The organism is Aeromonas sp. R10-2, assembly GCF_040908445.1.
Lineage (GTDB): Bacteria > Pseudomonadota > Gammaproteobacteria > Enterobacterales > Aeromonadaceae > Aeromonas > Aeromonas veronii.
In genome coordinates, this window is record NZ_JBFODS010000102.1 from 105021 (window position 1) to 121920 (window position 16900).

The window sequence follows — 16900 nt, forward strand, 5'->3', positions numbered from 1 at the left end:
CTTTTCATTGCCGCTCTGCGCAAAAAATGGCTGGCTTGGTTGCAATTATTACGAATCCAAGTAGAATTACGCGGCTTATTTTAAGCTAGGGTCCGCGTGTTTGCGGGCCTTGTTCATTAGATGTTAATGAGGACGATATGGTAACCATTCGTTTACAACGTGGTGGCGCGAAAAAGCGTCCGTTCTACCAGGTAGTAGTTTCTGACAGCCGTTGCGCCCGTGACGGTCGCTTCATCGAGCGCGTTGGTTTCTTCAACCCGGTTGCTGCTGGTCAAGCTGAAAAGCTGAACCTGGACCTGGCTCGTATCGAGCATTGGGTTGCTACTGGTGCCGCTGTTTCTGACCGCGTTGCCAAGCTGATCAAAGACGCTAAAAAAGCTGCTTAATCAGCCCAACGGTAAGGAGTTAAGGTGGAAAAACCTGTAGTTCTGGGCACCCTGGGTACCGTTTATGGCATCAAGGGCTGGCTTAAAGTGAACTCCTTCACCGATGTTGCCGAAGCGATTTTCGATTACAACCCCTGGCTGATTAATCAGAACGGGGCGTGGCGTGAAATTCGGGTTTCATCCTGGAAACGTCACAATAAGGGTCTGATCTGCAAACTCGATGGTATCGATGTGCGCGAAGATGCCCTGGCATTGACCAATGTCGAGATTGGCGTACCCGCCGATCTGTTGCCTGCGTTGCCTGAAGGTGAGTTCTACTGGCGTGACCTGATTGGTTGCTCCGTGGTGACCACCAAGGGATACGACTTGGGCAAGGTGACCGAATTGATGGAAACCGGCTCCAACGATGTGTTGGTGGTTGAGGCCAATGTAAAAGATGCCTTTGGTGCAAAGGAGCGGTTGATTCCGTTCCTGGAAGAGCAGGTGATCAAGAATATTGATCTGACTGCTCGAACAATCGAAGTTGATTGGGATCCTGGTTTCTAGTTTCCCGCGCTAACACGGGTGCCGGAGGTTTCTTATGTGGATTGGGGTCATTAGCCTCTTCCCTGAAATGTTCCGAGCCATTACCGAGCACGGGGTAACGGGTCGGGCCGTCAAGAGTGGCCTGCTGCAGATTGAGTGCTGGAACCCCCGGGAGTTTACCCACGACAAACACCGTACGGTCGATGATCGTCCTTATGGTGGTGGGCCCGGCATGTTAATGATGGTTCAGCCGCTGCGTGACGCGATTCATGCAGCCAAGCAAGCGGCGGGAGACGGGGCGAAAGTCATCTATCTCTCTCCTCAGGGACGCAAGCTGACTCAAGCGGGCGTAACCGAGTTGGCGACGAATCAGAAACTGATTCTGGTAGCCGGTCGATACGAAGGTATCGATGAACGCGTGATACAAACCGAAGTCGACGAAGAGTGGTCTATCGGGGATTACGTGTTAAGTGGTGGCGAGTTGCCTGCCATGACCCTGATCGATGCGGTTTCGCGTCTGGTCCCCGGGGTTTTGGGTGATCAGGCCAGTGCCGAGCAAGACTCCTTTACGGATGGCTTGCTGGATCATCCCCACTACACTCGGCCGGAGGTGTTGGATGGATTGGTGGTGCCCGAGGCGCTGACAAGCGGCAATCACGAAGTGATTCGACGCTGGCGTCTCAAGCAATCGCTCGGACGGACCTGGCAAAGAAGGCCGGAACTTATTAACAACCTAGCTCTGACTGACGAGCAAGAATCACTTCTTGCCGAGTATGTCCGCGAAGTGCGTGACAGCGTTAAGTAGAGTTTTCAGTTTATCCTAGGTAAGGAAAGACAATGAGCAAGATTATTCAGCAGCTTGAACAAGAGCAACTGCGTACCGACATCCCGGCTTTTGCCCAGGGCGACACTGTACGTGTTCAAGTTCGTGTTAAAGAAGGTGGTAAAGAGCGTCTGCAGGCTTTCGAAGGCATCGTTATTGCCAAGCGTAACCGCGGTCTGCACTCTGCTTTCACCGTTCGCAAGATCTCCAACGGCGAAGGTGTTGAGCGTGTATTCCAGACTCACTCTCCGCTGATCCACAGTGTAGAACTGAAGCGTCGTGGTGATGTTCGCCGCGCCAAACTGTACTACCTGCGCAACCTGTCCGGCAAAGCTGCTCGTATCAAAGAGAAGCTCAACTAATTCGATTCGAATTGGTGTCGGTATGTCGGCAAATAGCTCGACAGGTAGTGAAAAGGCTCGCCAATGGCGAGCCTTTTTTGTATCCGTCTATTGGCTATCTGGGGGCCGTTACTGGATGACCCGAACTACCGAGTTGTCGCGTCCGAAGGGGCCTGGCACATAGTCGTCGGCTGCCCAGTCATTCTCGTAGAGGGTTTCCCCTGCCGGAGTGATGAGCTGGTAGCAATATTCAAAGTAGCCCGGGCCGTCGGTCGGCAGATTGAGGGTGGCTTTGAACTCGCCGCTCTTCATGCGTTTCAGCTCGACCGGTTGCCACTGAGTGAACTCGCCGATCAGCATCACCTGTTCCGCCCCTGCAGCCGCCTCTTTCTCTACGGCAAAGGTCACCTTGACCTCGGGCTTGGACTTCAAAAACTGTTTGATCAGTGGCATGACGCCTCCTTGTCTGTGAGTTAAAAATGGCTCCTGTCTATTTTTATACCACCATATGACAAAGATGTTGATAAGGCAGATCAAGTCGGCAAGGCAAAATAGCGTTGCAGCAGACTGTGGGTGAAGTCGATCTTGAGATAGAAACCGCGGGGCAGGGTCATGATGGGTTGACCGTCGCGGCCGATGGCGCGAGTCAGCGCCTTGTTGTTGGCCGCCTTGGGCCGCAGTTGCATCACCTGGCCGTGGCGTGCGCTGATCTGCTCCACTTCTCCCAGCACTATCATGTCCATTAGCTCCTCCCAGTCCTGACGCAGTAGTCGATCTTCCTCTTCATTCGGGCTCCACATCAGTGGCATGCCGACTCGCCGCTCGCCAACCGGGATCTCGCGACTGCCTTCCACCGGGATCCAGAGCACCCGGGAGAGCTTGTTGCGCACGTTGGATTCCTCCCAGCGCTGGCCGCTGACGCCGATCAGCGGGGCGACGCAGACGAAGGTGGTCTCCAGCGGTTTGCCTTGAGGATCCACGGGGATCGTCTTGAGTTCGATCCCCAGCTCCGGGAAGTCCTGCTCCGGCTTGCTCCCGGCGCTGGCCCCCAGTTGCAGCTCGATCAACTGGCCGACCCACCCCTTGTCACGGCGCAGGTCTTTGGGCACCGCGACACCAGCCTCGGCGGCCAGCTGCGCCAGCGTGAAGCCGGCCATGGCATAGGCGCGGCTCAATAACTCCTGCTCGGATTGGGGATTGCTTGGCATAGTTGGCTCCATCTTGCTCGCCATATTCTAACAGGGGAGGATCCCGAGAAGGATCGCTGTTTTTATAACCGATCCTGAGTGGATAAGATCAAATGCAGAGAATTTGGGGGCTATCAGCTCATCGTGATGATTTTAAAGGGTTTTGTCTGTTTTATCGAGCAGTAAGCCAGGTCTGGTTTGACCTCGAAATAGTTGTCCAAGGGTTTGTGCATGATGTTACACACAGTTATCCACAGAAATCTTGGATAAGTGGATGAAAGTGGTTGGAGTCGCTGATATGTTACAAAAAATTGTGAATGCCACCCCATTTTCACAGGGTAAACCGGGTAGATATTGTGCCACTCCTGTGGATAATTTCGCCGCGGTGGATCTTTGAGCAGTTGAACTTGTTCACAATCCGGATCATGGATCTGACTCTTGGGGGAACATGGATCTAGATCCAGTTGTTTTATCTCAACCTTATAAAAAATAATGGTTTTTTATATTTTATGTCGCGTGGTGATACGGAGGGGTACTTTTCGCGTACAGTTAAAAAGTACTGTATATACCCGTTTGCTAACAGCTTTATGCACAGCCTGGGTGGGCAACTTGGGGGCGCGGATCCTTGGATTTGTTTATAAGTATGTTTGAAATTGAAAGTTATTCATGAAACAGGGGATTCACTCCTTGTTTGCTGCCACGGAGTGAATGTGGAACAATCTCCTTATAGATTCAGCCTTTATAAGGTGATCACGTGATTGATGGCGACGGATTTCGTCCCAATGTCGGTATCGTGATCTGTAACCGTGAAGGACAAGTGTTGTGGGCTAAACGCTATGGGCAGCACTCCTGGCAGTTTCCGCAGGGGGGGGTTGATGATGGTGAAACGCCAGAGCAGGCCATGTATCGAGAGCTGTATGAGGAGATTGGCCTCAAGCCCGAAGATGTGACCATCATGGCCACCAGTCGTAACTGGCTAAAGTACCGTTTACCCAAACGTCTTGTCCGCTGGGACAGTTCACCGGTCTGTATTGGCCAAAAACAAAAATGGTTCCTGTTACAGCTGAATTCGGGCAAGGAGTCGCGGATCCAGTTCGGCTGTCATGGCCATCCCGAATTTGACGACTGGCGTTGGGTCAGCTTCTGGTACCCCGTGCGTCAGGTCGTTTCGTTCAAGCGGGAGGTTTACCGCCGGGTCATGAAAGAGTTTGCCCCGCTGGCGATGCCGGTGCCGGCAGTGCAGGTCAACAAGAAGGATGGGCGGCGCAACCGCGCCCGTTAAGGAGCACAGATTAGTTGTTAACGGAACTGAGACGTATCGTCGAGAGCATGGCCGAGGCCAATACCCTCGAGCAGGCCTTGCAAGCATTGGTGAGCCAGACCCGGCACGCCATGGCAGTGGACTGCTGCTCCGTCTATGTCTCGGAACCCGAGGTGCGCCGCTATCGCCTGGCGGCTACCGACGGCTTGGCCCCGTCCGCGGTTGGCAAGGTGACCCTGCCCTACGAGCAGGGCATCGTTGGTCTGGTGGGTCAGCGGGAAGAGCTGATCAACCTGGCCGATGCCCCCGCGCACCCCAGTTTCAAATTCCTGCCCGATGTGGCCGAAGAGGCGTTCCGCTCCTTCCTCGGCGCTCCCATCATGCATCAGCGTCAGGTGGTCGGCATTCTGGTGGTGCAGCAGAAGGAGAGCCGCCGCTTCGATGAGGGGGAAGAGTCCTTCATGGTCACCCTGGCGGCCCAGCTGGCGGCGCGGATCGCTCAGGCGCAGGCCAAGGGGTGGTTGCAGAAGACCGACTGGAGCAAGCCGCTGCGCGGTATTGCCGGTGCCAGCGGCATCGCCATGGCCAAGGCCTGGGTGTGGCGGCCCCGCAAGGCGCTCTCGTCAATTACCCCGCGCAAGGATGAAGACCATGCCAGCCAGCTGGCGCGGCTGGAGCTGGCGGTTGAGGAGGTGCGGCACGACTTGGAGAGTCTGGCGCTGCGTTTTCGCGAGAGCTACAGCCAGGATTCGGTGGCGATCTTCGATATCTATCTCCATCTGCTGAACGATCCCGGCTACATCAAGCCCATTCGCAACAAGGTGAGCAAGGAGCACTGGACTGCGGTATCTGCGGTCAAGCTCATCAGTGATCGCTTGATCGAGCAGTTCAAAGGGATGAAGGATCCCTACTTGCAGGAGCGTTCCACCGACGTGAAGGATATTGCCCAGCGGCTGATCAGCCGACTGGTGCAGAATGAACCGGAACATATCTCCATCGGCGAGCCGGTGGTGCTGGTTGCCGACGAGGTGACTGCTACCATTCTGGCGGAAGTGCCCCGCGAGTATCTGACCGGGGTGGTCTCGCTCAAGGGGGGGACCAACTCCCACGCGGCCATTCTGGCCCGCGCCATGGGGGTGGCCGCCATCATGGGGGTTGATCTGCCCCTTGGTGACATAGGTGGTCGCATGCTGGTCGTCGATGGCTATAGTGGTGATCTCTTCATCGAGCCCAATCAGGTGATCCTGACCGAGTATCGTCAGCTGCTGAGCGAAGAGCGGGCGCTCGATACCCTGGTGCGCAGCGTCGACAACCAGCCTTCGGAGACGGCGGACGGCACCAAGGTCTCCCTGCTGCTCAACGCCGGTCTCAGTGCCGATACCGAGATCTCCCTCAACCAGCTGGCGGACGGGGTGGGCCTCTATCGCACCGAGATCCCCTTTATGCTGCAGGAGAGCTTCCCCTCCGAGTGGGAACAGACTGCCCGTTATCGCGGCATTCTGGAGACCTACCGCAACCGGCCGGTCTGCATGCGGACGCTGGATGTGGGCGGCGACAAGCCGTTACCCTATTTCCCCATCGTCGAGGAAAACCCCTTCCTTGGCTGGCGGGGGATCCGGATCACCCTGGATCACCCCGAACTGTTTCTGGTGCAGCTCAAGGCGATGCTGCGGGCCAGTGAAGGGCTGGACAATCTGGCCATCATGCTGCCGATGATCAGCAGCGTCAGCGAAATCAAAGCCTCCCGTCGTCTGCTGGATCAGGCATGGCGGGAAGTGTCGGAAGAGGCGGCGAGCCGCGATGCGGTGATCCGCTACCCCAGTCTCGGGGTGATGATCGAGGTGCCCTCAGCCCTCTTTATCTTGCCGGAGATGGCGCCGCTCATCGACTTCTGGTCGGTGGGCAGTAACGACCTGACCCAGTACCTGCTGGCGGTGGATCGCAACAACTCCCGGGTTGCCAACATCTACGATGCCTTCCATCCTGCGGTGATCCGCGCCCTGCAACAGCTGGTTGATGCCTCCCACCGCTACCAGAAGCCGGTGTCGGTCTGTGGCGAGCTGGCCGGTGATCCGGTCGGTGTACTGTTGCTGCTTGCCATGGGCTATCGTCGCTTCAGTATGAACACCCACAACATCGCTCGGATCAAGTACGTGCTGCGTCAATCCACCCTGAGCGAGTTGACCGAACTGATGGCCGATGGTCTCAAACATGACAACCCCCACGTACTGCGCGGCCTGTTTGCCCGCTATCTGGAGGAGCATGGTTTGGGCGGTTTGCTGCGAGCCGGTCATAAATCGAAACAGAGTGATTGATAATCATGCCTTGTCCCTGCTGACGAATGATCGGAAAATGCGGCTTTTATTTTGACTGGGGCCGCATATGCAGCACGATGGATATTGGGTTTTCTCGCAGATTGATCCCGTAGCATTCAGTTTGGGACCACTATCGGTACGCTGGTATGGTCTCATGTACCTGTTCGGTTTCGCTTTTGCCATGTGGCTGGCTGGCCGTCGCGCCGATGCGCCGAACAGCGGCTGGACCCGCAACGAGGTGTCAGATCTGCTGTTTTACGGTTTCCTCGGGGTGATCCTCGGTGGCCGTGTCGGTTACGTGCTGTTCTACAACTTCGATCTCTTCCTCGCGGATCCCACCTACCTGTTCAAGATCTGGACCGGCGGCATGTCGTTCCACGGTGGGCTGATCGGGGTGATCACCGCGATGATCTGGTTTGCCCACAAGACCAAGCGCCACTTCTTCACCGTGGCCGACTTTGTGGCACCGCTCATTCCGTTCGGTCTCGGCGTCGGCCGGATCGGCAACTTCCTCAACGGCGAGCTGTGGGGCCGGGTCACCGATGTGCCCTGGGCCATCATCTTCCCGGAGGCGGGTCCCGAGCCGCGTCATCCCTCCCAGCTCTACCAGTTCGCACTGGAAGGGGTGGTGCTGTTCATCATCCTCAACCTGTTCTGGCGCAAGAATCCGCCGCGCGGCGCCATCTCCGGCATGTTCCTGCTGTTCTACGGCCTGTTCCGCTTCCTGGTGGAGTTTGTGCGCCAGCCGGACAGCCAGCTCGGTCTCTACTTCCAGGAGATCAGCATGGGCCAGATCCTCTCCACCCCGATGATTATCGCCGGAGCCCTGATGATCTGGGCCGCCTACAAGCGCCCGCAGTTGTTCGGTAATGCCGTGAAGGAGGTGAAATAATGCGAGCTTATCTCGACCTGATGCAGAAAATCCTCGATGAGGGCACCGTCAAGTCAGACCGTACCGGCACCGGTACTGTCTCCCTGTTCGGCCATCAGATGCGCTTCAATCTGGCGGAAGGTTTCCCGCTGGTCACCACCAAGAAATGCCACCTGCGCTCCATCATTCACGAGCTGCTCTGGTTCCTCAATGGCGATACCAATACCGCCTATCTGAAGGAAAACGGCGTCAGCATCTGGGATGAGTGGGCCGACGAGAATGGTGATCTGGGGCCGGTTTACGGCGCTCAGTGGCGCTCCTGGCCTGCGGCTGACGGGTCTGTCATCGACCAGATCCAGAAGGCGGTGGATGACATCAAGCACAACCCTGATTCGCGCCGCATCATCGTATCCGCCTGGAACGTGGGTGAACTGGACAAGATGGCGCTGGCCCCTTGCCACGCCTTCTTCCAGTTCTATGTGGCGGACGGCAAGCTCTCCTGCCAGCTCTACCAGCGCAGTTGCGATGTGTTCCTTTTAGACAACACAGCAAATTCTGCACAATACGAACTAGCAGCATAGTAAAGAGTCAATACAAAGACATTTTATTGTCAACATTTGCTGTTTGCACAATGCAGGTCTAGACTGCTCCTAGCGATGTTAGGAGCAGAGTCATGCATGTGGTCATACAGAAGAATGAACCGATAGTTAGCTCTCAGATCGACTCAATAGAGATTGAGGCTGGTCAGAAGGCTGATGGCGTTTTGTTCTTGGATAAGCAGTTCAAAGTGGTTGAGTATCCAAGTGAGTGGTTGTCTCACGAAGCCAATCACCGCCGCATCTCCGAGCAAACCGTTGTTACGTACTCCCGTAACATGAGGTACTTTCTTGAGTACATTGATGACCGCATGAGTGATGAGTGGTCGTTAGATGAAAAGTTACTCAATGTTCATCTCTCATTACTTGAAAGCTGGGTTCGTTACCAAATTGATGATCTTAAATTGGAGGCATCGACAGTCACCAATCGAGAGATGACGATTAGGGCGTTTTATGACTACTTCACAGACAAGACGCGTCATAAGAATCCTATAGAAAACAACCCCTTCCCCAGTGACCCCATCACTAGCAAGCCCAACAACAAGCAAGTCCAGGCCGTATCTGTACGTGATGTACAGAACCTCATGTTCTGTACGCCATACGAGCGTGAACGCACCCTCCTGCAATTCCTTCTGGATTCTGGTGTCCGGATCAGTGAACTCCCTCGCGTGACGTATGGCGATGTACAAGAGGCCCAGAACTTTGTGAGTGGCTCTTACATCACTGACGGCATTGACAAACCTGCTGTAGAAGCAGGCTATGCAGCATTACTCATACATGGCTCGAAGGGTCGGCAGGACTCTGTTAAGGAGCGTCACACAGTCATCACCAAACCAACACTTGATCGCCTGAAAGCCTATCACTCAAGCCCCTTATACAAGCGATACCAGCGTCTATACGCAGATCAAAACACTGCTCCAATTTTCTTTAACACGGAAGGCCGCCCATTTACTAAGGCGTCCATCGCCGCTCTCATTACTCGCATATCTAAACGTGCAGAAAAAAATGGAACATTATCCAAAAAGGCCCATGCGCATCTTTTCCGTCATAGCTTTGCCTATCTGACTCTACAGGATACTGGTCGTGGTCATGACTTCTTAGATCGCCTTGTATTCGTCCAGAAATCTCTAGGTCATACATCTATTAAAACCACAGAGCGTTATACCAATATTCCACATGATATTTATGACTCTATTGTTAACAAGGATGGGGAAATACAATCTCGCATTGAAAAAATGCAATTACTTGTAGATTCGACAAAAACTCGTATCAAATTGGTAGATAAAAAATGAGTTGCTTAGCTGAGACCGCTTTGGCAAAAGCCATGAACTGCAACAAGCACTTGGGGAAATTGCAGCTTACCATCATCATGGCAATTTTCGATCCCGAGTTTTTATTGAACATCCCTTTTGTAAATAAAAAAGATGGTGTTGTAAGTCTGTCATGTGAGTTTTTATCAAAATTGACCAGTGTTGAAGTTAGCACTATAAAACAAATGCATGAAAATCGCCATTTCACGCAAGTATATGAGGCATTTGTCAATGCTGGTGTTATAAGGCCAAACTATGATGGCATTACTTGTAATAAAATCAGATTGTTGGAACGAGCAAAATTATATATAAGAAAACATGAAGATGTGCTGGCTGAGATACCATTGGTAAATGGACGGATATCAGTTCGTGCGTTTGAAATGTTGCCAATTTGTAAAAAGTTAGGCATTAGTGGCTTTTCAACTTCAATACATAATCTTGGAGAAGATAATGTAGTTCGCGAAGAGTATGCCGAATTTTTTAAATGGTTGTATAAATTGATCGTTTCACATGGTCATTTCGATGAAAAATCATTCGTATCATATACAGATAAAGCCAAGCAAAGGAAAAAGTTTGTTGAGGGTGAAAGTGCTTGTGCTATTTTCAATGTTGTTAGAAAGTATGAAGGGTTTACAGATAGTATTGATTCGTTAAATCACATGGAGAACACTAGCCCGCTGATGGCTCTTTTTGCTTTGGCTTCTAAACGAGTAAAGGCTAAGTCCTCCATACAAAATTATTTATCAACTTATTCTAGCTTTGTTAAGTATCTGGAAGCGAATAATATAAATCATACATCATCACTGGCTGAATGCGTCAATGATTATGTATCCTTACGTTATAAATCGTATATTGAAGATATTTTACTTGGAAAGACGCTATCTCCTTCACAAGCAAACACATACATCAGCTGTTTAAATTTGACTTTGCAGCGGCTCGTAGCCTTTGAAGAGTTTAAGGGGCGGTCTTTCATATATGCATCTGGCTTTGATGTTGGCTCATTTTCAAATAAAGCAATGGCTTATACGCCATATACTCCAGAAGAACGTAATTTAATCCAAGTGAAATTGGATAGACAGATTGTAGAGTTAAAAAACTCTTGGCTTACACCATATGTGAAATCAGTCAAGTGTCATGATTTTATCAATGCTAGCGGAAAAAGGAGTATTATTGTCAGTGATAATATTACTTTAGAATCATTAAAAAGTTGGTTCGATCATGAGTGTGACTCAATACCATTTTATTTTGATGGATATAAAGATGCTCATAGTGATGATCCAAGAAGCATTTTTAAACGAGCTCTTACCAGCCTAAAAATGCGTAAGATTTTTAATGGGAACATTAGTGAATTATGGGATATATGGAATGTACCTGGGCGTATAGTAACAGCGAAGGCGCTTATCCCTCTCTATCTTAAGCTGATCCAAGTCACAGGGATGAACCCATCATCAATTATAGACCTCGAAATTGATGATTTTGTGGTTTCACATGATGCAACAAACCGTCCGTGTCTTAGATATTGGAAAGAACGTAGTACAGGGGCAAAAGAATATCACCTTGATATATTCAATTGTGACATCACTTGGTTGTCCATGGGGCAAGCTAAAGTTGTAAAAGATATTTTTGAGACCATTATAGCAATAACTAAGCACGTTAGAGTCAATGCTGGTGATGACGTTAAGAACAAACTTTTTATTTGTAACAGCACAGCTAAAAATAAATTCAATGATGCTGAGTGGCATGCTCCTATAGCTCCAACAATGAGGCAGATGTGGAATTGTTTAAAGGATTTTTCCCATGATTTGATAAATGAAAATGGAGAGGAGGTTGAGGTCGTCGCTACTCGTTTTCGTTCATCATTTATTTCTGAGTTGATTGATAATGGTGTGCCCCTTCGTGAAATTCAAATGATTATGGGGCATGCTAATATTGGTGTTACTCTCGCTTATTTAGACAGAATGGATTTTAATAAGCAGTCTCGGAGTAAAATTTATGCGGCACTTACCAAAATATATGAAAACAGCTACGAATTAAAAAATAGACCTAATGGTGATGATGTTAGCGTAAAAAATTTACAAGAAGTGATTTACAAAACCCCATTAGGTGGTTGCAAGAATATCTTTGATCCACCTGATTTCATTAAGTCCCTAAATAGCTACAAGAGTGGAAGTGCTTGTGCAAACTTCAATAAGTGCTTATCTTGTAATAATGTAATTATTACCCGATCTCATCTTCCTGATTTATTCGCATTATATCGAGATTATATTCAGGTTGTCCGTAATACAAGGTTGATGCTGACTCCTCATGGGAAAGTCATTCAGGATAATATAGATATCCTTGAGTCTATATTAGGTGAGCGATCTGAATTTTCAGCTAAAGAATTAGAAGTTGCTAAACGGCTATCATTAAATATTGAATCTACAATCTTGATTGATGGTGTATCGCTATGAATATTGAGCATGTTGATAATGTTTTTTTTAAAAGTAACTTGCAGCAACTACTTGCTCAGATATACACGGACAATAAAAATGAAGCTAGTAAAAATGACGATATAAGCATTCTCAATTTGCTAAATTTCCCTGTGACATCAAAATCCTTGTTTAAAGATAATATTTGGGACTATACAGCAGACGTTAAAATTGCAAAAACGATGGATAGAAGCAGGCTGATAATTAGCTTCTCAGTATATGAAAGTATCCCTGAATCTATAATCGTAGAGATGAAAGTTGCTATCATATTTATTAGATTGCTTCCAAAGCTGTCTCGAAATTCACGAAAAAGTAAAGGCAAGCCTCTCTCCATGCAATCGATAACACCAATGGTAAAGTCATGGTTAGATTTTATGGATTACTTTTATAATAAAGCAGGTGAAGAATATGGCAGTGCATTCTGTAGAGAGAAATTCTGCTCTTTAATTGATATTACCTATCAAGACTATAAAATGTTCAGTGTTGGCTATCAAAAAGCAGAGTCAACAGTCTACCACATTGAACAAGTTTTTGAGTGGTTTTCACATGACCGAATTGTAAATGCTCTTTACTCTCACACTCCATTCTTACCTAAAATCGAACATCTATCTATTACACAAATTGAGAAAAAAGAAGATGATAGGGAAAAGGTAATCCCTGACGAAATCTTTGATAGAGTTGTGACTATATCAAGCTGCTTGATCAGCGACTTTCTCCATAAGATGGGGTTGCCAATAAAAGATAAAATTGCTGAAAGCAAACTTGAGTTATTTAGAAATGACTTGCCACCATCAGTAATTGATATAAGTAATTCAGATATTGAGTATTATATTGGTGTGCGTCTTTACAAAAAAAATCCAGACATAGCACTTGTTAGAAGCAAGCTCAATACAGAGCTGGTTGGTGATGTCAGGGCCGCAAATCTTCAGCGCCCAGAGCAGGGCACAGAAGACATATTTAATTACACTAAGCTTGTACATGATGCAGCAATTTACATTATTGCTCAGTTCACTGGTATGCGTCCAAGTGAATTCGTAGAGATTCGTGTAGATAAACCGCTTACAAGTTCCTTTGATATTCCATGTATTTGTTCTACCGTTCATAAACATCGTTCAACTTCACGAAGGCTGTTTGATGACCTTTGGGTTGCAATCCCAGCTGTAGAAGATGCAATGGCAGCTTTAGCTGTACTGACTAGAATTCGAAATAATCCGTTTGTTTATAGTAAAAGTGAAACACTTAAATTTAGTCAGGAACCAAAAACACTAAAGAAGGGTGTGTGCACAGTAATTAAAAGTTATTTTTCTGAAATACTCACTGACGATGAGTTAAAATCAATTGATTTCTTCCCATATATGATGCGCCACACTTTGGCATATCAAATGTATAAAGTAGAATTAGGTCTCCCATTCATTTCGCATCAACTAAAGCATTTCGGTAATCTTGTTCAGTCAGTCGGTGCCGCCTCTAATAAGGGCTTTTCTAGTGACACAATGTGTTATGGTGATATCGGAGATATGTTATCTGGTATTAAAGCAGAAAAAAACAACCTTCGGCACCAGGCAGAAGTGCATCTCGTAAAAGAAATGTATGACCCTAATGGTACATATGCGGGTGTGAATGCAGATGCTCATAAGAAACGACTAAGGAAGCTTTTTGAAGGCTATCAAGCTGCTGGCTATTCAAATGATGAGGTCTTTGAGGCGATGGCCCAACAGGGAATGGCAGTTATCAATGTAGGCACTGGTATGTGCTATGGCGGTCGTGTAGAAGAGTTTGATCAAAGCCTCCCATGCATTGGTAGCCTGCGCTGTAACCCTAATCGCTGTCATCAAGCTGTGATTACAAAAGCACATATGCCCAAGTGGCGTGAGGTTTATGAGCAGAATATGAAAGTAGTGAGTCTTGGTGAATCAGAGACTAATTATCGCCAGGCTGTGGAAGCAGCTAATGAAGCTAAAGGTGTTCTGGAATATCTCGGGGTGTTTAAATGACCGCCTATGATGAGAGGAATACTAAAGAGTTTAATGATGTAACTGAGAGCATCAATGAAGCGTTAATCAAGATGCAGAACGATCGCTCTATAAAGTGTTCAATATCATCCCTTGCAAACCTTGCATCAGTTCACAGAAACACCATCCGTAATCGAGTCTGGCCTCTAGAGCGAGTGGCTGCAATCAAAGCTGCCAGGAAGGCTGAGCTTGAGGAAAAAAGAAACAATGTCATAGAGGTTGACCCAACGGTTGAACTCAAGGAAAATATTAGCAAGTGTTTAAAAGAAATTCAGTATTGGTATGGTAAATCTAACGATTTTAAGTCGTTATATGAGTCTATGACTGTTCAGTTTGTTACCATGTCGAAATCAAGGGATTTCTATATGGTTCAAGCTGATAAGTTGCAAGTTGAGCTAGAAAAAGCCAATGCTGAAATTGCAAGAATTACAGACTTATTAAATATGGTGAATGAAAAATGAAAGCATACTTGGAGCTTTTGCAAGATATTATGGATAGCGGTACGGTTAAAGGTGACCGGACTGGCACCGGTGTAAAATCGGTATTTGGGCGTCAAATTCGACATAACCTCGCTGATGGTTTCCCTCTACTGACAACCAAAAAGCTCCATTTTAAGAGTATTGCCAATGAGTTAATTTGGTTCTTAAGTGGCGACACCAATACTCATTGGCTAAATGAGAATGGCGTAAAAATTTGGGATGAATGGGCAACGGAAACAGGTGATCTGGGGCCAATTTATGGAAATCAGTGGACTGCTTGGCCGACTAAAGATGGTGGTACAATTAACCAAATCGATTATGTCGTTAATGCCCTCAAAAACAATCCGAATAGCAGGCGGATCCTATTCCATGGCTGGAATGTTGAGTATCTGCCAGACGAGTCAGTAAGCCCGCAAGATAACGTTCGTAATGGTAAAATGGCTTTACCTCCTTGCCACCTGCTATATCAATTCTATGTAGCCGATGGAAAATTGTCTGCACAATTATTTTTACGCAGTAGCGATATATTTTTGGGGTATGCCTACAACCAAAGCTCCCTCGCATTATTAACACATATGTTGGCACAACAGTGTGATCTTACACCACATGAAATAATTATTTCTTTCGGTGATGTTCATGCTTATTCTAATCATTTTGAGCAGATTAAAGAACAGCTATCTCGTGAGCCTAGAAAGTTGCCGGAGCTGAAAATTCTGCGTAAACCTGATTCAATATACGACTATAAGTTTGAGGACTTTGAGATTGTTGGGTATGACCCGCATCCACATATTAAGGCTCCAGTAGCAATTTAACCGAGCTTCTATACCAATACTGATTAAAGGACAGCCTGTAACATGCAGGCTGTCTTTTTATGCTTTTCAGTAGAGCGCCAAGTAACGTGAGTAAGTTTATATGTACAGATCTAGTTATCACCTGACACCGACCTAAAATCGGTGTCTTGTTTACGCCACTTTCGTGCGTACTACCATTGGAACCAATTTCAAGCCGTCTCCAACATGCTGTAACGGCCTGCTCTTCCACCATCCTCCCATGTTGTCAGCCAACTCCTACGCATCCTCTAAAGCCCAATGAGCTCGCCTGGGGAGTGTCCATATCTATAAATCCAATGGTAATCCCCCCGAAAAACTGAGGTGCTCATAAGTAGAATTTTCTCGTATCTTGAACGCAGGAGGTTCTACATGAAAACATCACGCTTTAGCGATGCACAGATCATCGCCATCCTCAAGCAGGCCGAGTCTGGTTCACCCGTCCCTGAGCTCTGCCGTGAGCATGGCATCAGCTCCGCCACCTTCTACAAGTGGCGCTCCAAATTCGGTGGCATGGATGCCTCTCTCATGGCGCGCCTCAAAGAGCTGGAAGAGGAAAATCGTCGCCTTAAGAAGATGTATGCCGAGGAGCGCCTAAAGGCTGAGATCATCTCCGAGGCGATGGCAAAAAAGTGGTGACGCCATCTGCCCGCAGGGAGATGGCGACCAAGGCTGTGGCTCATTACGCCATTTCTATCCGTCTGGCTTGCCAGGTGTTCAAGGTGAGCGAGGGTTGCTACCGTTATCAGCCCGTGCTGGCTGATGAAAACCAGGAGATTGCCGACTGGCTACTGCGCCTCACCGCCAACCAGCGCAACTGGGGTTTCGGACTGTGCTTCCTGTACCTGCGTAACGTCAAAGGCTTTGGCTGGAACCACAAGCGGGTCTACCGGATCTATCGGGCGCTAGAGCTCAATCTGCGGATAAAACCCAAGAAGCGGCTAGTACGCGCCAAGCCGGAGCCGTTGGCAGTCCCTGACCAACCGAATCACTGTTGGTCGATGGACTTTATGCATGACCAGCTCAGCGATGGTCGTTCGGTGCGGTTGTTTAATGTGATCGATGACTTCAATCGCGAAGCACTGTGCATCGAGGTGGATTTTTCCTTGCCTGCCTCGCGAGTCAAACGGGTGCTGGAGCAGGTCATCGAGTGGCGGGGCAAACCAGCCGCAATCCGCTGTGATAATGGTCCGGAATACATCAGCGAAGAGCTCAAGCAATGGGCGCAGCAGAAGAGGATTGCGCTGAGGTATATCCAGCCAGGCAACCCGCAGCAGAATGCCTACATAGAGCGATTTAACCGCACTGTGCGTTACGACTGGTTGGGCCATTACCTGTTTGAGTCACTGAATGAGTTACAGGAATTTGCCACGAACTGGCTGTGGGTTTATAACCATGAGCGGCCCAATATGGCGCTGGGCGGCTACACGCCGAAACAGCGCTTGGCACAGGCCGCATGACCTCTACTTTTGAGTGCTCCAAAAAATGGGGGGATTACC

At 48.7% G+C, this 16900-nt stretch carries 16 protein-coding genes; 14 read left to right on the forward strand and 2 right to left on the reverse strand.

Annotation, left to right across the window (positions count from 1 at the left end):
- Positions 1 to 137: 137 nt before the first annotated feature.
- From rpsP to rplS, 4 genes are read left to right on the forward strand one after another with little or no spacing between them, the layout of a single operon-like run.
- Positions 138 to 386, forward strand: coding sequence for a 30S ribosomal protein S16 (gene rpsP, locus AB5Y97_RS20425; RefSeq protein WP_005340392.1), 249 nt, complete (start codon positions 138 to 140; stop codon positions 384 to 386).
- 24 nt (positions 387 to 410) lie between these two features.
- Positions 411 to 932, forward strand: a complete 522-nt coding sequence (rimM, locus tag AB5Y97_RS20430; protein WP_005340394.1) for a ribosome maturation factor RimM — start codon at positions 411 to 413, stop codon at positions 930 to 932.
- A gap of 34 nt (positions 933 to 966) precedes the next feature.
- Positions 967 to 1716 carry a tRNA (guanosine(37)-N1)-methyltransferase TrmD gene (gene trmD / locus AB5Y97_RS20435; RefSeq protein WP_113740097.1) on the forward strand — a complete coding sequence of 250 codons (750 nt, stop codon included), beginning with the start codon at positions 967 to 969 and terminating at the stop codon, positions 1714 to 1716.
- A 32-nt stretch (positions 1717 to 1748) separates the two neighbouring features.
- On the forward strand, positions 1749 to 2096 hold the full coding sequence (gene rplS / locus AB5Y97_RS20440; RefSeq protein WP_005313505.1) for a 50S ribosomal protein L19: 348 nt from the start codon (positions 1749 to 1751) through the stop codon (positions 2094 to 2096).
- Between the two features lie 108 nt (positions 2097 to 2204).
- Here rplS and AB5Y97_RS20445 read toward each other — a convergent pair whose 3' ends face one another.
- Both AB5Y97_RS20445 and mutH read right to left on the reverse strand, forming a co-directional pair.
- Positions 2205 to 2528 (reverse strand): isoamylase early set domain-containing protein, encoded by a 324-nt coding sequence (locus tag AB5Y97_RS20445; RefSeq protein WP_005348910.1) that lies wholly within the window; start codon positions 2526 to 2528, stop codon positions 2205 to 2207.
- A gap of 80 nt (positions 2529 to 2608) precedes the next feature.
- The gene (gene mutH / locus AB5Y97_RS20450) at positions 2609 to 3283 is read right to left on the reverse strand and encodes a DNA mismatch repair endonuclease MutH (protein WP_042084339.1); all 675 of its coding nucleotides are present in this window, start codon (positions 3281 to 3283) and stop codon (positions 2609 to 2611) included.
- A gap of 733 nt (positions 3284 to 4016) precedes the next feature.
- On the opposite strand from mutH, the gene rppH reads away from it, so the two are divergent.
- From rppH to AB5Y97_RS20500, 10 genes are all read left to right on the forward strand, one after another.
- A complete protein-coding gene (rppH, locus tag AB5Y97_RS20455) occupies positions 4017 to 4544 on the forward strand; it encodes an RNA pyrophosphohydrolase (protein WP_005340421.1) in 528 nt (175 codons plus the stop codon).
- Positions 4545 to 4558: 14 nt separating this feature from the next.
- Positions 4559 to 6838, forward strand: coding sequence for a phosphoenolpyruvate--protein phosphotransferase (gene ptsP, locus AB5Y97_RS20460; protein WP_335837067.1), 2280 nt, complete (start codon positions 4559 to 4561; stop codon positions 6836 to 6838).
- A gap of 67 nt (positions 6839 to 6905) precedes the next feature.
- Entirely contained in the window at positions 6906 to 7730 is an 825-nt protein-coding gene (gene lgt, locus AB5Y97_RS20465) for a prolipoprotein diacylglyceryl transferase (RefSeq protein ID WP_069529608.1), read from the forward strand.
- Positions 7730 to 8290: a thymidylate synthase gene (locus AB5Y97_RS20470; protein ID WP_257690805.1), complete on the forward strand. Its 561-nt coding sequence runs from the start codon at positions 7730 to 7732 to the stop codon at positions 8288 to 8290. The genes lgt and AB5Y97_RS20470 overlap by 1 nt, the downstream gene beginning before the upstream one ends.
- Positions 8291 to 8382: 92 nt before the next feature.
- Positions 8383 to 9597, forward strand: a complete 1215-nt coding sequence (locus AB5Y97_RS20475) for a tyrosine-type recombinase/integrase (protein ID WP_113978391.1) — start codon at positions 8383 to 8385, stop codon at positions 9595 to 9597.
- A gap of 32 nt (positions 9598 to 9629) precedes the next feature.
- Positions 9630 to 12065 (forward strand): site-specific integrase, encoded by a 2436-nt coding sequence (locus AB5Y97_RS20480; protein WP_219142862.1) that lies wholly within the window; start codon positions 9630 to 9632, stop codon positions 12063 to 12065.
- Entirely contained in the window at positions 12062 to 14077 is a 2016-nt protein-coding gene (locus tag AB5Y97_RS20485; RefSeq protein ID WP_257710265.1) for a site-specific integrase, read from the forward strand. Before AB5Y97_RS20480 ends, AB5Y97_RS20485 begins: the two co-directional genes overlap by 4 nt.
- On the forward strand, positions 14074 to 14556 hold the full coding sequence (locus tag AB5Y97_RS20490) for a hypothetical protein (RefSeq protein WP_047437125.1): 483 nt from the start codon (positions 14074 to 14076) through the stop codon (positions 14554 to 14556). Before AB5Y97_RS20485 ends, AB5Y97_RS20490 begins: the two co-directional genes overlap by 4 nt.
- Positions 14553 to 15386 (forward strand): thymidylate synthase, encoded by an 834-nt coding sequence (locus AB5Y97_RS20495; protein ID WP_087756501.1) that lies wholly within the window; start codon positions 14553 to 14555, stop codon positions 15384 to 15386. Before AB5Y97_RS20490 ends, AB5Y97_RS20495 begins: the two co-directional genes overlap by 4 nt.
- Positions 15387 to 15773: 387 nt before the next feature.
- Positions 15774 to 16861 (forward strand): IS3-like element ISAs22 family transposase gene (locus AB5Y97_RS20500; protein ID WP_088821966.1). Its coding sequence is split into 2 segments (ribosomal slippage): positions 15774 to 16026 and positions 16026 to 16861, totalling 1089 coding nucleotides; the frame shifts between segments, so codons are not numbered across the junction.
- The last annotated feature ends 39 nt before the right edge of the window (positions 16862 to 16900 follow it).